Source organism: Deltaproteobacteria bacterium (assembly GCA_022340465.1).
Lineage (GTDB): Bacteria > Desulfobacterota > Desulfobacteria > Desulfobacterales > B30-G6 > JAJDNW01.
In genome coordinates, this window is record JAJDNW010000018.1 from 1 (window position 1) to 13,291 (window position 13,291).

Annotated in this window: 13 protein-coding genes and 1 pseudogene; 4 read left to right on the plus strand and 10 right to left on the minus strand. The window is 52.8% G+C overall.

What is annotated here, in order from left to right; genetic code table 11:
• Window positions 1–199 precede the first annotated feature (199 nt).
• The 10 genes and pseudogenes from LJE94_02935 to LJE94_02980 form a co-directional block, all read right to left on the minus strand.
• Window positions 200–397 (minus strand): hypothetical protein, encoded by a 198-nt coding sequence (locus LJE94_02935; GenBank protein MCG6909064.1) that lies wholly within the window; start codon window positions 395–397, stop codon window positions 200–202.
• Window positions 398–1,219 (minus strand): inositol monophosphatase, encoded by an 822-nt coding sequence (locus tag LJE94_02940; GenBank protein MCG6909065.1) that lies wholly within the window; start codon window positions 1,217–1,219, stop codon window positions 398–400.
• Between the two features lie 254 nt (window positions 1,220–1,473).
• Window positions 1,474–3,123 carry a GTPase HflX gene (gene hflX / locus LJE94_02945; protein ID MCG6909066.1) on the minus strand — a complete coding sequence of 550 codons (1,650 nt, stop codon included), beginning with the start codon at window positions 3,121–3,123 and terminating at the stop codon, window positions 1,474–1,476.
• 39 nt (window positions 3,124–3,162) lie between these two features.
• Window positions 3,163–4,518, minus strand: a complete 1,356-nt coding sequence (gene dnaB, locus LJE94_02950) for a replicative DNA helicase (protein MCG6909067.1) — start codon at window positions 4,516–4,518, stop codon at window positions 3,163–3,165.
• Between the two features lie 34 nt (window positions 4,519–4,552).
• On the minus strand, window positions 4,553–4,996 hold the full coding sequence (rplI, locus tag LJE94_02955) for a 50S ribosomal protein L9 (GenBank protein MCG6909068.1): 444 nt from the start codon (window positions 4,994–4,996) through the stop codon (window positions 4,553–4,555).
• Window positions 4,997–5,090: 94 nt separating this feature from the next.
• Window positions 5,091–6,044, minus strand: a complete 954-nt coding sequence (locus LJE94_02960) for a YybS family protein (protein MCG6909069.1) — start codon at window positions 6,042–6,044, stop codon at window positions 5,091–5,093.
• A gap of 41 nt (window positions 6,045–6,085) precedes the next feature.
• On the minus strand, window positions 6,086–6,367 hold the full coding sequence (gene rpsR, locus LJE94_02965; protein MCG6909070.1) for a 30S ribosomal protein S18: 282 nt from the start codon (window positions 6,365–6,367) through the stop codon (window positions 6,086–6,088).
• A gap of 4 nt (window positions 6,368–6,371) precedes the next feature.
• A complete protein-coding gene (rpsF, locus tag LJE94_02970; protein MCG6909071.1) occupies window positions 6,372–6,923 on the minus strand; it encodes a 30S ribosomal protein S6 in 552 nt (183 codons plus the stop codon).
• 164 nt (window positions 6,924–7,087) lie between these two features.
• Complete coding sequence (locus LJE94_02975) at window positions 7,088–8,104, minus strand: lysophospholipid acyltransferase family protein (GenBank protein ID MCG6909072.1); 1,017 nt, start codon at window positions 8,102–8,104, stop codon at window positions 7,088–7,090.
• 265 nt (window positions 8,105–8,369) lie between these two features.
• A pseudogene (locus LJE94_02980) lies at window positions 8,370–8,567 on the minus strand (hypothetical protein).
• 111 nt (window positions 8,568–8,678) lie between these two features.
• On the opposite strand from LJE94_02980, the gene LJE94_02985 reads away from it, so the two are divergent.
• The 4 genes from LJE94_02985 to LJE94_03000 all read left to right on the plus strand — a co-directional run bounded on the left by LJE94_02985 (window position 8,679) and on the right by LJE94_03000 (window position 13,282).
• Window positions 8,679–9,377: a GntR family transcriptional regulator gene (locus tag LJE94_02985; GenBank protein ID MCG6909073.1), complete on the plus strand. Its 699-nt coding sequence runs from the start codon at window positions 8,679–8,681 to the stop codon at window positions 9,375–9,377.
• A gap of 133 nt (window positions 9,378–9,510) precedes the next feature.
• Entirely contained in the window at window positions 9,511–10,608 is a 1,098-nt protein-coding gene (locus LJE94_02990; protein ID MCG6909074.1) for a CoA transferase, read from the plus strand.
• A gap of 33 nt (window positions 10,609–10,641) precedes the next feature.
• Window positions 10,642–12,330, plus strand: a complete 1,689-nt coding sequence (locus tag LJE94_02995) for an ABC transporter substrate-binding protein (GenBank protein ID MCG6909075.1) — start codon at window positions 10,642–10,644, stop codon at window positions 12,328–12,330.
• Between the two features lie 7 nt (window positions 12,331–12,337).
• Window positions 12,338–13,282 (plus strand): ABC transporter permease, encoded by a 945-nt coding sequence (locus LJE94_03000; GenBank protein ID MCG6909076.1) that lies wholly within the window; start codon window positions 12,338–12,340, stop codon window positions 13,280–13,282.
• Window positions 13,283–13,291: the final 9 nt, after the last annotated feature.

A 13,291-nucleotide genomic window follows, 5' to 3' on the forward strand; every position in this document is an offset into this window, starting at 1 on the left:
GTCGAATATCTGAGCGGTAAGCTGGAAACGGGCAAACTCTGACGCCCGGCATGCGGCAGGTGAGCTTTTGCGATGCCGGGGGTGGCGGCAAAAAAATAAACCCAGCAACGCTGGGGTAAAGCAGCGGCGCAGCCGCGTCACGTAACAAATGACCGGTCACGGGCCCGCGGAACGCGGGCCCGTGACCGGTCATTTGTTACTATTGGAATTTGATGAAGGTGCTGTTGGACGCTACGATGTCCTCGATGAGTTCCTGGCGGGCCTTTTGACTGTGTTCGATGGCGCATCGCAATCTCAGGGCACAGTGCTTCCGGCAAATGTCGTCTTCGCTGTTGAACTCGCCGATGCAATCCAACCGGTCGTTTATTATTTCGTCATATTCCAGGTGATATATCATTTACGCTTCCTTTAATGTGATCAGGTCGAGCATCTCTGAATGAATGCGGCTATTGGTGGCCAGGATTTCTTTTTTATCGATGGTAAACTGCCGGTTGGAAAAGTCGGTTACCACGGCACCGGCTTCCCGGGCAATGCACACACCGGCCGCGGTATCCCATGGGTGCAGGTTCTGCTCCCAGAAGCCTTCGAAGCGGCCGCATGCCAGATAGCACAGGTCCAGGGCAGCCGAACCGAGCCTCCGGATACCCTGGGCTCTCGACATGCAGGCTTTAAGCCGAGCTTGCAGTTCGGGCATCACTTCCGGCAGGTTATAGGGGAATCCGGTCGCCAACAGGCTGTCGCTTAATCGCGTCTCGGCGGACACGGAAATGGGGCGGTCGTTCAGGAAGGCGCCTTCACCCGCCACGGCCGAAAAGAGCTCCCCGCTGATCGGATTCAGGACGATTCCGATCATGATTTCCCCGTCGCGTTCGAAGGCGATCGATATCGAAAAAATACCCAGTCCGTGGGCAAAGTTCGTGGTCCCGTCGAGGGGGTCGATGATCCATCGGCACCCATCGCCGTTTTGGCGGCTGTCGGCCTGTACCGTTTCCCGGTTTGCCTGCCGGAGGCCGCTTTCTTCGGCCAGGACCGCATGACCGGGAAACCGTTCGAGGATGGTTTCGATAATCACTTTTTCTGAATCGGTATCGGCACGCGTGACCAGGTCGATCGCCCCTTTTTTTCGCACGCCGGGGTCTTTGCCGACATAGGACCGCAGCACGCGCCCCCCGTTGAAGGCTGCCGCTATCCCCGTTCTTTTGATGTAGTCGAGGTCCATATGTGTAGGCCTTTTATATGGTATGGCCTATGGATGTCAACACGATTTAAAGTTGTGCCAGTAGGGTAGGTGGTTAAGTGAGTGTTAGGTATAGGGTGTACGGTGTTCGGTGCAAGGTACCAGGGGCCAAGTCGGCGCAAATTTGCCTTTGGCATTCGGCAAGCCCCGCAGGGTAAAATAAATTTCTCTGCATCCGCCGCGTCTTTGCGGTTAAATTGCTCTTGCTTAAGGCTTCCGACCTCCGGCCTCTGTTTTCACTCGGAGGGTGTCGGCGTGAGGCTTCGTTTTTCCAGCATTGCCTCGAGGGCTTCGATGAGCGGCAGGGTCGTTTTTCTGTTTTTAGCGCAGATGGAAATGCCTCCGATGCTGTTGATCATTTTTTCCATGATTGCTGCGGAAACGAGATCCTGTTTGTTCAGCACCTTCAGAGTCGGGATCCGGTGCAGGTTCAAATCGGCCAGGATGGTTTCCACCGCACCGACCTGCTCCAGGCAGCGTGGGTTGCTGACGTCGATCACATGCAAGAGGATGTCGGCGTTTTCAAGCTCTTCCAGCGTGGCGCGAAAGGCTACCTTCAGATCTTCAGGCAGGTCCTGTATGAAACCCACTGTATCGGTGATGATCACTTGCGTGTCGCGGGGGAAGCGCAGGCGTCGGCTCGATGGGTCCAGAGTGGCGAAGAGGCGCTTTTCCGCCAGCAGGTGGCTTTTGGTCAAGGTGTTCAGCAGCGTGGATTTGCCTGCGTTGGTGTAACCGACGATGGAAATAATCGGCAAATCCCGTTTGGCGCGCTTTGCCTTGCGCTGGTGCCTCTGTTTGCGAACCAGGTCCAGGGAGCTTTCCAATTGGGCGATTCGGGTTCTGGCCCTTCGACGGTTGATTTCCAGCTTGGTTTCGCCCGGCCCCCTGCCGCCGATGCCGCCCGTCAGGCGCGACATGGCGGTGTTTTTCGTCACCAGGCGCGGCAGCAGGTATTTGAGCTGAGCCAGCTCCACCTGCAGCTTGCCTTCCCTTGTGCGGGCGCGCTGTGCGAAGATGTCCAGGATGAGCTGCGTTCGGTCGATCACTTTCATCTCGATTCGATCCGTGATGGACCTGATTTGAGACGGGTTGAGTTCCTGATCGAAAACGATGAGGCTGGCTCCCTTTTGGAGTGCCAGGATAGTGAGTTCTTGAAGCTTTCCCGAACCCAATAAAAATTTGCCGTCGACGGCTCGTCGCTGTTGGAGAACCTTGTCAACCACTTGCATGCCGCCGGAGCCGACGAGTTCTTCCAGTTCGTCCAGAGCGTCTTCGGCCTTTCCCCTGGAAGCTGTCGTCACGCTGACCAGCAAGGCCCGTTCGGTCTGCGGTTCCGTGGTCAGTTGCTCACCCGTTTGTGCAAGTTCCGATTCGAGAGAGCTGATCAGTTCGTCGCAACCGATGTCTGTTTGACCGGGTTCGATGGGGTCGAGAAGACGATAGGGGGGCCCTTCGGTTTTGCCGGGGAGGATGTGGCTTATGTGCAGCTTGCCGGGGAGCCCGTCGGCATTCACGGTTATCGCCGCCATGAGGTCGAGGCGCATCAAAACCAGGTCGTTGAGATCATCGCGGGTAAGTGCCTGGCTGTCAAGATGGGTGTGAACACAACGGACGCCTTTCAGACGATCGGGGGCCGTCCGGTATTCACGCATCTGGGGGATAACGATGGCGTGATGATTACCGATGATGACTGCGGCAACCCGTCCCTTGCGGTCGATGAGCAGACCGATCTGTCGATTGACTTCACGGGACAGGCGGCTTAGATCTCGACCGAGCTCCGGCGTCAGGACAAGGTGTGGCGGCGTACGCCGGCGGTAAAGGTTTTCCAAGCGCCGTATCTGATTTTTTTTAAGCCCTTTCGGGTTACCGTGTAATCGTTTCATGCGTAACAACGCCGCAGGCGGTGGTGATCCCCGGCGGGGTTATTGTTTGATGTACTTGTCGTCGGCAAGGTCTTCGAAGCGGGTGTAGGTATTGATGAATGCCAGTTTGATATCGCCGGTGGGTCCGTTTCTCTGCTTTTTCAGAAGGAGTTCCGCAATGCCTTTGTTGGGGTTGTTCTCTTCCTTGTTGTAGACGTCATCCCGGTAGATGAAAAGCACCACATCGGCATCTTGTTCCAGTGCTCCGGATTCCCTCAGGTCTGAAAGCTGGGGCCTTTTGTCGTGGCGTTCCTCCAGCTTTCTGTTTAACTGGGAGAGCGCCACAACCGGTATGTCCAGCTCCTTGGCCAGCGCCTTGAGGCCCCGTGAAATTTCCGATATTTCGAGGTCGCGTCTTTCGGCGGAAGCTCGCCCTTTCATCAGCTGCAGGTAGTCGATGATAACCAGGCCGATGTTCTTGTCCATTTTCAGCCTGCGCGCCTTGGCCCTGATGGACATGGCCGAAAGGTCCGGAGAATCGTCGATATAGATGTCGGCATCCGACAAGACCTCGGCCGCATTGGTAAGGCTGAGCCAATGGTCCTTGCTGAAGAACCCGCTTCTGATTCGGGAGGAATCGATTCTGGCTTCGGCGCAGAGGAGCCGCATGGAGAGCTGCTCTTTGGACATCTCGATGGAAAAGATGGCCACGGGCGTTTTGGCATTGACGGCCGCGTTGCGGGCGATGTTGAGGGCCAGGGCGGTTTTACCCATGCTGGGGCGGGCAGCCAGGATGATCAGGTCGGAATTCTGAAAACCCGAAGTGAGGTTGTCGAGCCGGCTGAAGCCCGTCGAAACGCCGGTGACAAGGGTTTTTTGACCCTGCCGTTCCTCCAGCGTATCGATGCTCTGCCCGATAATTTCGGACAGCGCGTGAAACGACTTTTTGTTCTTGTTGCCGGCGATTTCGAAAACTGCTTTTTCGGCGAAGTCAATGACGTCGTCGACATCCCCCCGGTCTTCGAAACAACGGGCGGCAATTGCGTTGGCGCTTTCGATGAGCTGCCTGAGGGAAGCCTTGTCCCGGATGATCCTGGCATAATGCTGGGCGTTTATGGCCAGTGGCGCCGTATTCACGAGTTTTGCCAGGTAGGTGGCGCCCCCTATTTCTTCAAGTTGGCCTTTTTCCTTCAGGATATTTGCCAGGGTAACCAGGTCTACCGGTTCACTTTTGGCAAACAGTTCGGTGATGGCGGCAAACATTTTGGCGTGGGCCGACCGGTAGAAATCCTCCGGTGACAGCGTCTCCAACACGTCCAGGAGCGTGCTGTTGTCCAACAGAATGGCACTGAGAACCGACTCTTCGGCTTCGAGATTCTGGGGTGGAACTTTATGGAGGGCAGGGTCCTTGTCCATAGTTATCTTTATCCGAAAATCGTGGAACACGATTTTATTCGGGTACGATCTCCACGGTAATTTCGGGTTCGACCTCCTTGTACACGCGGATGGGAACTTTATGGGTACCGATGGTTTTGATCGGTTCCGTTAGCAGCACCATGCGTTTTTCGACGTCGACCCCCTGCTCGTTGAGCGATTTGATAATATCGCGGACGGTAATCGAGCCGTAAAGGCGGTCCTCTTCACTGACCTTGGCTGTGATTTTGCACGCCACGTTCGTCAGGCGTTCGGCCATCTCCTCGGCCAACTTCTTTTCCTTGGCAATCTGCAGTTCGAATTTGGCCTTTTCCTGCGCCAATACGTTCCTGTTTTCGGGAGTGGCAAGCACGGCCTTGTTTTGGGGCAGCAGGTAATTTCGGGCATACCCTTTGGCGACGCTGACTTCGCTGCCGATGATACCCAGCGAATCAATGGTTTCTTTTAAAATGACTTTCATTTTTTAACCTCCGTTATCGTAACATTATTGATGTCCCATGCGGGGAATGGGGAAAATCCCTCTTCTAACGGCGAAGGGTTCAGTTTATCATGTACTACACATTGTTTTCGCTATTCAGTTTTCTGAAATTGAGCCACATGTCGAAAACTCCCAGACCGATAATCAGCAGCAGAAAAATTTGCTGCAGCGCGATCAGGCTGTAAAGAAACAACCGCAACCCCTTCGGGAACCGCTTTTTTTCAAAATAGTAGGAGACCACGGCAATTCCCTGCATGAAATACACCGTCAGAAGGATCAGCAAACCGTTGAGTCCTATCATTTTTATGCCGACTGCCGGCACCATCAGCAGGCCGCCGCAGCAGATCAGGACCCAAATAAGTGGGTCCGGGGCTTTCCAGCGATTGAGGGCGCCGAAATTCGGGAAAAAAATACCTTTCTGCACCATGACGGCCCTTGCCAGCAACACATTGACCCACGCTACGAACAGCGTCGAACAGACCACCATGGCCGGGATGATTCTTACCAGCACCCACTGTATCTTATCGAGAGAGTTCGACAGATTTACCAGTGCCTCTTCCGGAACCCCCATGCTTTCGTAGAGGGACATGGTCAGTTTGAGATTTTCGGCGATGTAAGCAGATACAAGCGAGCCTATGCTTTTACCGCTGATATTGGCGTAAAGGAGCACACCCGCCAAGGCGCAGAGCAGTACGGTGGCGCAGGCGTACACGACCGTCTTGTCCACGGACAGATCCATGGACAGGAACTCTCCCAGCACAAACCCGAGCAGCAGCAGTTCCAGGAAGAAGGCATGGTCCATGGAAATGCCGCCCAGCAGGGCCGTCATGATGAAAAAGGCCGCCGCCGGAACGGCTAAACCTAATTTTCTACCCAGCTTGGTTCGATAAAACAGGGTCGGCAGAGGGACAAAAAGCGCACAAAAGAAACCAATGAGCGGCAGATAACTGGTGACCGCCAAAAAAAGGACCGTAATTATGGTTCCTGTGGTGATATCCTTTGCCGCACCACCACTCACCGCCCGGGGCAATGTCTTTTTCTCCTGCTAGATTGTCTGGCAGTCATGGGGTATTAGTGATCCAATGTGCCCACATAAGGAAGAAGGGCTATAGTCCGTGCCCGTTTGATGGCATGGGTAAGGGCCCTCTGGTGTTTGGCGCATGTGCCCGATATTCTTCTGGGGATGATTTTTCCACGCTCGGTAATAAAATACCGTAGCAATTTCTGATCCTTATAGTCGATGTCGATGCTCGAATCGGCACAAAAGCGGCATACTTTTCTGCGATGGTACACCCGTCTTTTCTTTTTTATATTGCGGCCGCGAGTGCGTTTCTGGGTATTGTAAGCTGCCATTTATCTACTCCTCTTCCTTGCTGTCGGTTGGTGTGGTCGATGCTTCAACTGTGTCGGATTCCGCTGCTTCCGCGGTCTCTTCCTCTGCCTCGGTGGTTTCTGCCGGAGCCGCTTCGGCTTCGGCTTCGGCCTTGGCTTCCGCTTCGGCTTCGGCCTTGGCTTCCGCTTCGGCCTTGGCCTTGGCCTCCGCTTCGGCTATGGCTTCGGCTTCGGCCTTGGCTTTGGCTTCGGCTTCCTCCATTTCCACTTTTACGGCATCGAGATCCACATCCTTATCGAGAACGACCGTCATGTATTTCAATACCCGGTCGTCAATGCGAAAGGAGCGTTCCATTTCGTCGACCAGGGCACCATCACCGCACAGGTCGAGGCACATGTAGTAGCCGCGCGATTTCTTTTTGATGTCGTAGGCCAGTTTGCGCATGCCCCACTCGTCTAGTTTTACCAGAAAACCGTTTTGCGCGGGGATCAGCTGGGTGAGTCGTTCGATTACGGGAGTCCTGCCTTCTTCGGAAAGGTCGGGATCCAGAATGGCGATTGTTTCGTACCTTCTCATACTGCCTCCTTTTGGATGTAAAGCCCCGACGCCGATTTGAAATCAAATGCATTCAATGCGTTGTCGGAGCAAGGATATGTAAAAACGTTCCCATGGGAACTAAAAATGATATATATATTGGCTCTGTGACGCATTTGTCAAGGAAATTATTGGCATAATGTCGTCTATCTTTGCTTATAGGGATTGGACATCCCGTCAGGCTGTCTTTTCCAGCGCCGGTGTATCCAAAACCACAACTCAGGGTGTGCGTAAATAATTCGCTGTACGGCATTCGCCTGATTCTGATTGTTGATGGCAATCTCTTTTTTCGGATCTCCCGGGCAGGCCTCCCAGGCCACTTCCTCGGTAATCACCACCTCGAAGCGATCAATGGCCTTCTGGTAGCTGTATCCGACAATGACGGCCGCACCGGTTCTGCGGGCAAGCATGGCAGGCGCTGTAACCGACATCGCCGGTCTCCCCATCCAATCGATGAACGTGCCGTATTTGGCCGTCATGTTCTGGTCGATCGCCATGCCGATGGCCTCGCCGCTCCTTATGCCTCGCAATATCCTGATGGCCGAGTCCTTGTAGTTGATAGGGCTGACATTCATCGCTCTGCGCGAGTCCAGGACCAACTTGTTGATCACGGGATTTTTTATTTTCTTGCCGACGAAACCTAACGGATACCCGCACATTCCCAATTTCCCGCCAACGAGTTCCATCATTCCGATATGCCCGGAAACCAATATGACCCCTTTTTTGCGATTAAAGGCATCCTTTATGATCTCTTCGTTTTTCCAGTCCCAGTTGTTTTGCCAGAAATCCGGCCCCATATACGGCAGCCGCAGGTAGTTAACGATGATTCTGCCTAAATTGAGCAGCGATTCCCTGTAAATGCGCTCCTTTTCGAAAGGCGGCTTGGTTTCGCCATAGACGATGTCCAGGTTGGTCATGGCGACATCCCGGCGTAATTTCAGCCCGTAAAGTAAATTGCCGATGCCCGTACCCACACGGTAAGCCGTTTTCCAAGAAAGGCTCTGCGCCCATTTGAGGAGTATGTTGAGGAGTAACTTTGTAAAATAATACCCTTCAACCTCTGTCGTTTGCGAGTGCTTGCGCGTATACGCCGCCACGTTTTCAAACGGAGCAGGATAAGAATCGAACCACATGTTTTTATTCGCTTTTTTGTCCGTTTCCATAATCGTGGTATCAATTTGTGATGGACGCGATTTCAATTCACCGATAATTTAGGACCTAATCTGAGCTCAGCTTGGGTGGAAATATCGCCGATGCCATCCGATCATCACCAGTCTAACGCGGGAGGCACCATTATTGCACGAAATAGTCGGTTTTGAAAAGGTTTACACATCGGTGATATATCAGGAGCCTGATACCCTTTTTGCGTTGGAGATGTCAACACCGAGGCATTGTAGGCTCACTCCAAATCCATAAAAAATCCGAATTTACAAATTCGACAACGTCGTCGCCGTATTCTTTGTAAATTCGGACGGAAAAAGGGTGCTGATACCACGGGACTGTAGGAACATCATCACTTTTCTGACAACGCGATGCTCAATCCAAGCCTCTTTGATTGTGGTCAATCTTTTTTTCGGTTTTTGGTCTAACACCTTTTATAAGCCCTGATCCAAGATATTTTTCCAAATTCCATCTTTCCTGTAAGGTTGTCAAAGAATAATTGTTGACTATTTGGTATTTTGCATTTAGTAATTGGTAAAATACTAAATGCAAACGAATCTATCAGGGGATAAGGCAATGGCCAGATACATGACGATGACGGAGATGGCTCTGGAGAGCCTGAGAAGGTCCATCCTGCGTGGAAAATTGAAACCCGGCACACCGCTGGTCCCGGCCAAACTTGATAAAGAGTTATCATTAAGCCGTGAAGCCATTCGGGATGCGATCCGCCAGATAGTGGGGTATGGGTTGGCGGAAACGATCCCCAACAAGGGCACGTATGTGGCCCAACCGCTGACTTTGGGCGAGTTGGAGATGATCTTTCAATTGCGAATGCACGCCGAGCCGGAAATAGCCGTCTCTGCGCTCAAGCATCTTACCGCCGATCAGGTCACGGAATTGGAGCATCTGGCATCTCAAATGGAAACCTTGTCCGAATCCACGGAAAACTTCGCAGACCATTTTATATTAAACCGGGAGTTTCACCTCAATCTCTATAAACCGGCCGAATGGAGCCATCTGCACCGCTTCATTGCCTTGTGGATCGACCAGATACTGATATTTCGAAGTTGTCTCTATCCAAAAAATATATACAAGGACATCTCCAAATTCAATCAAGAGCACCGCAACATCCTCAAAGCGATTCAGGACAAGGACCCCGCCCAACTCAAAGCCCTGGTTAAATCCAACCTGCAGTCAGGACTCGAAAATATCAGACGCAATTATGCTGATCCATTGCGGCAGCAGATCGATTCAAACAGAAGAAAGGTTAGTTAAGGAGCTGATCCATGCCGAGCAATTGGCCCCTGAAGGGGACGAAAATCGTCGACTGCACCCATATTTTATCGGGTGCCTATGTGCCAGCACGCTGCTCGGAGACCTCGGCGCCGAGGTCATTTAAATTGAGAAAATGGGCACGGGGGATCCGGTGCGTTTGAGTGGTCCGCCGTTTCAAAATGGTGAGAGCGCTTATTTTTTTTCGGTAAATCACAATAAAAAAAGCATTTGCGTCGATCTGAAGCAAAAGGCGGGGATCGATGTCGTTCACCGGCCTGTTGCCCGGGCCGACGTTTTTATGGAAAATTTCCGACCGGGGGTTATGGACCGGTTGGGGTTGGGCTACGAGGCTCTCAAGAAAATAAATCCGGAATTGATACACGGATCTCTCACGGCCTTCGGTCGCAAGGGGCCTTATAAGGACAAACCCGGTTTTGAGTTGATCATTCAGTCCCTTACCGGACTTGTGGACGTCACCAGTCCTCCGGGAGGCCCTCCGGCCAAAATACAGGTCCAGATGGTCGATCTCACCGCCGGTATGGTTTTGGCATACGCGACGCTTGCAGCGCTCTACCACAGACAGGTCAGCGGAAAAGGCCAACGCGTGGAAACTTCCTTGCTGGAATCGACGATTGTTATGCTGGCCAATTTGGCTGGTATTTTCCTGATGTCAGGCAAAGTCCTGACCGGATTGGGATCTAGAAATCCCCAGGCCATGCCCTCGCAGTCATTTAAGACCAAAGATTCCTATGTTTCGGTCGTATTGTCATCCGATCATTGGGGACGATTCTGCAATGCACTGGGACAAACTGAATGGATCGACCATCCGGGCTTCAAAGAGCCCAGTTATCGCGTCACGCACTATGGTGAGATGGAAACCATGATCCAATCGGTAGCCACCACCAAGAACACTGCGGAATGGCTTGAAATTTTCGAAAACCATGAGGTCGCAGCAGCCCCGATCAATACGGTTGAGCAGGCTTTTGAGGATCCCGGCATCTTGGCAACCGGTATGGTTAAAAGCATGAACCATCCGATTGCAGGGGAAATAAGACTCCTCGACAAGCCCTGGCACATGTCGGAAACGCCGGGTGAGTTGAAATTACCGCCCCCACCCCTGGGCTGGCACACATCGGAGGTTCTCACAGCAGCGGGAGTTGAAGCCGAAGAGATTGACAGTCTTAAAAAAGCGAGCGTCATTGACGGGAAGAAAAAAGTACCCGTTTTATAATTCAAGGATCACAAGGAAAGGAGGAACAGGAAAATGAACAGACAACAGAAGAAGATGTCACGACGGGAGTTCGTTAGAACGATGGCAGCCGGTGCAGCCGGAACCATGGTCCTTTCCGTGGGGGTGCCGTCCCTGTTTGCGGCCACACCCCGGCGCGGGGGTGTTGTAAAATGCGGGATGTCGTTTTTGATTCAAACGCCTGATCCGCATCGCCGGAACGGCGCCTGGGCCCGCCAGGATGCCGCCCTGGCGTGGGAAGGATTGGTGGATCCGATTTCTCTGGGGGAACGCTTTCGGATAGCAGCGGAGAAGGGGGCTGAAAACGTTCCCGAGATCAAGCCGATGTTGGCGGACTCCTGGGACATCGAAAACAATGGCGCCCGCTACGTTTTCCATCTTAAAAAAGGCGTCAAATTCCACGACGGCAAGGAATTCGATTCCGGAGACGTCAAGTGGAACTGGGAACGGATCAGGGATCCGGCCCACTTTGCAGCGGCAAGGAAGTCGATGGCGCAATACATTGAATCGATCGAAACCCCGGATCGGTACACGGCAGTGGCCAATCTCACCCAGCCGTATGCCGGTTTTCTGATGGGCAACGCCTGGGTGAACGCGCCGATGATGCCCAAGGACTGCATACCATATGGTAAGAACTTCGGGCAAGGCGACCACAAATCCGACCGGGCCGCACCTCCGGGAACCGGACCGTTTGAGATGGTCGAGTTCAAGCAAAATGACAAGGCCGTCTTCAAAGCCCACAAAGATTACCGTATCCCGGGTCTGCCCTACCTGGATGGAGTCGAATTTTTAGTGGTCAAGGATCAGCCCAGGACCCTGGCACTGAGGTCCGGAGACCTGCACTATATTTATGGTGTGCTCGACGACTACTTCGCGACACTCTTCAAGAACAAAAAACTGTACCAGACATTTGAAGCAGATAATCTGATGTTTTATCCATGGCTGTTTAATGAAACCCTGACAATCTATCTGAACTGCCATCCGACCAAAGGAAATTCGCCTTTCAAAGACGAGAAAGTCCGCCAGGCACTGAGTCTTGCCATCGATCGCAAGGGACTGGCCCAGGCGTTATACGGCAACCGCGGAATTCCGGCAGTTCAGGGGTTTCTGCCAGAAGAGTCCATTTGGGGATTTGATAATATTAAAGTTCCCGCACAGGACATTGCCAAGGCCAAACAACTGCTGAAGGAAGCCGGTTATTCCGATGGACTTGAGGTTGAATTCGCCATTACGCCAACCTTCGGCAAAAACGATCAGATGGCTCAGATTGTACAGCAGATGGTGAGACCGGCAGGATTCCGCGTCAAGATCCTTTCACAAATGGGACTTCAGTACTGGAGTCATCTCGTAAAAATGGACTACCAGATGATGGTATTCCACACGGGCGGCGACGATCCCATGAGCAGATATTACGGTTTTCTGCATACCGACAATACCAAAACAACGCAGGGCTATTCCTTTGGATCGGCTGTCAAGGATCCGGAGATGGACCGTATGCTGGACGACATGGCTGCGGAAATCGACGTCATGAAACGGCGGGAGAAATTCAAGGAAATTGTATTGCGGACCAAAGAAAAAGCCTATTTTCTGCCCTATATGCGTTATGCTCTTGCCAATGGCTGGAGCAAGAAGGTGAAGAATTTCCACCCTGAGAATTACTACATCGCTGAACAGGCATTTAGAGAGGCATGGCTGGAGAGTTAAGTTAGAAATGAGGCGATTTTTAATCCGTCGGTTACTGTACCTGATCCCCACCATGTTCCTGGTGACCATTGCGGTATTTTCGATCCTGCAGTTGATTCCCGGGGACCCGGTGGACGCCATGGTGGAAATCGGGGCCGACGCCGAGGTACGGGAACTCGTTGTCAAGCAGTATGGCTTCGACAAGCCGATCATCGTGCAGTACGGCATTTGGTTGTCCAAAGTAATTCAGGGGGACCTGGGCCGTTCCATCCTCCATGCCCGGCCGGTTGCGGTCATCGTGGGGGAAGCGCTGCCTCTAACGGTCTACCTGGCGATCGGTGGTATGCTCTTCGCACTCCTGTTTTCGTTTCCGCTGGGGATTTTCGCTGCAGTCAAGCGAAAATCCCTGGTGGACTACGCCGCCCAGGTAACGGGATTGATCGGTTTGAGCCTGCCCTCGTTCTGGGCGGGACTCATGTTGATGCTCGTATTTGGCCTGGTTTTGAAATGGTTCCCGATATTCGGCTACGTTTCTCCCGGCGAAAGCATGACGGGATTTCTGCACCACATGTTTTTACCCTCATTTACGCTGGGGATTGAAATGACCGGGGTGCTTACCCGCATGACCCGCTCAACCATGCTGGAGGAGTTGAACAAGGATTATGTCCGCACACATCGGTCTCAGGGGCTGACCGAAGCCGAGATCGTGGGCCGCTTTACCTTAAAGAACGCCATGATTCCGACCCTGACCATTTCTTCCATTCGCTTTGCCATGCTCCTGGGAGGAACGGTGGTCATCGAGCAGATATTTTCCTTACCCGGAATCGGCAACATGATCTATGACGGCATTATGGGCAAGGATTTCCCGATAGTCCAGGGGGGCATCATCATCCTGTCGGCCGCGTTCATCCTGATCAACCTGTTGGTGGACATCATGTACAAGTGGCTGGACCCGAGGATACAACTGGAATAAGCAATGTAT